General features: G+C 64.2%; 1 protein-coding gene. It reads left to right on the top strand.

Annotation, left to right across the window (positions count from 1 at the left end; genetic code table 11):
• Window positions 1-1,508, top strand: a 1,508-nt coding sequence (locus JNL55_RS33945; RefSeq protein ID WP_293865288.1) for a PQQ-binding-like beta-propeller repeat protein, incomplete at both ends; no start/stop codon positions are given.

Raw genomic sequence — 1,508 nt, 5'->3', positions numbered from 1 at the left:
GCCTTGGAGCGTGATCTACGCTCTGGACGCCCGTACCGGCACGTTGATCTGGCAACACGACCCGGAAGTAGCCGGCGGCTGGGTGCGCAAAGCGTGCTGCGACGCTGTCAATCGCGGCGTTGCCGTCGCTGACGGCAAAGTCTTCTCGGCGACTCTGGACGGTTATCTGCTCGCGCTCGACGCAAAGAGCGGTCGCGTCTCGTGGCGTGTGGACACGCTCATCGATCGTAAACGGGCCTATACCATCACTGGAGCGCCACGGCTGACCGACAACCTGATCGTCATTGGCAACGGCGGCGGCGAACTCGGCGTACGCGGCTACGTGTCTGCCTATGAACGCAACAGCGGCAAGCTCGCGTGGCGATTCTTCGTCGTTCCCGGCGAGGGCCCGGATGAACATCCCGAAGTCGGCACGGCACGCGCTACCTGGTCGCGGCCGCGATTCGAGTTCGGCTTGGGCGGTACGGTCTGGGATTCGATGACGTTCGATCGCAAACGGCAGCTGCTGTATGTGGGCACCGGCAATGGCTCGCCGTGGCCCGCCTGGGTGCGCAGCCCGGGTGGAGGAGACAACCTCTACCTTTCGTCCGTTCTCGCGCTCGATGCGGCCACCGGTCGATTGCAGTGGCACTACCAGACCACCCCGGCGGACAGCTGGGATTACACGGCCACGCAACACATGATACAGGCCACTCTCAAGTTCGGCTCGCGCAAGCGTGAGGTCATCATGCAGGCGCCGAAGAACGGCTTTTTTTACGTTCTCGATCGCGCCAGCGGCGCACTCATTTCCGCACAGCCCTACACCGATGTGAGTTGGGCTTCCGGTGTTGATCTGTCCACTGGGCGTCCGAAAGTTTCCGCCTCGGCCCGTTACGAGAATCGTTCCGCCGTCGTGTCTCCCTCCATTGCCGGCGGTCACAACTGGCAACCGATGGCGTTCAATCCGGACACGGGGCTGGTCTACATTCCGGCGCTGGGGGAGCACATGACATTCGTGCCGTGGCGCGATGGCTATCGGCCCGACACCATCAGTGTCGAGGCGCGCGTCGCTGACCCGTTGCAATCCGGCGCGCTCGACCCGCTGCTGGAAACTCCGCCAGCGGCACCGCACAGCGAACTCGTCGCCTGGGATCCAGTCGGCGCAAAGGCGCGGTGGCGCGGTCCCGTGCGACCTTGGTGGGCTGGCGGGGTATTGTCGACCGCAGGTGGGTTGATCGTGCAAGGAGGGTCCGATGGGCAGCTGTTGATTCATGACGCGAATACTGGTCGCGTGCTCAAGACGATTTCGGTCGGCACAGCAATCTCCGCTGCTCCCATCAGCTATTCGGTCGATGGCGTGCAATACATCGCCGTGGTCGCCGGCTTCGGCGGCAGCGTCAAGTCTTTTCCATGGGGCAGCGCGCCCGCGCAGTACGAGAACCGCGAACGCTTGCTGGTGTTGCGACTGGATGGAGGCTCGGTGCCTTTGCCGCCCCGTGCCGTCCCGAAGCCGCGACGAGCTCCGCTCG

The sequence above is a fragment of the Steroidobacter sp. genome (assembly GCF_016790065.1).
In the GTDB taxonomy this organism is placed as follows: domain Bacteria; phylum Pseudomonadota; class Gammaproteobacteria; order Steroidobacterales; family Steroidobacteraceae; genus Steroidobacter.
Note: the sequence above shows the minus strand (reverse complement) of the source record. Positions and strands in the feature narration are given on the sequence as shown.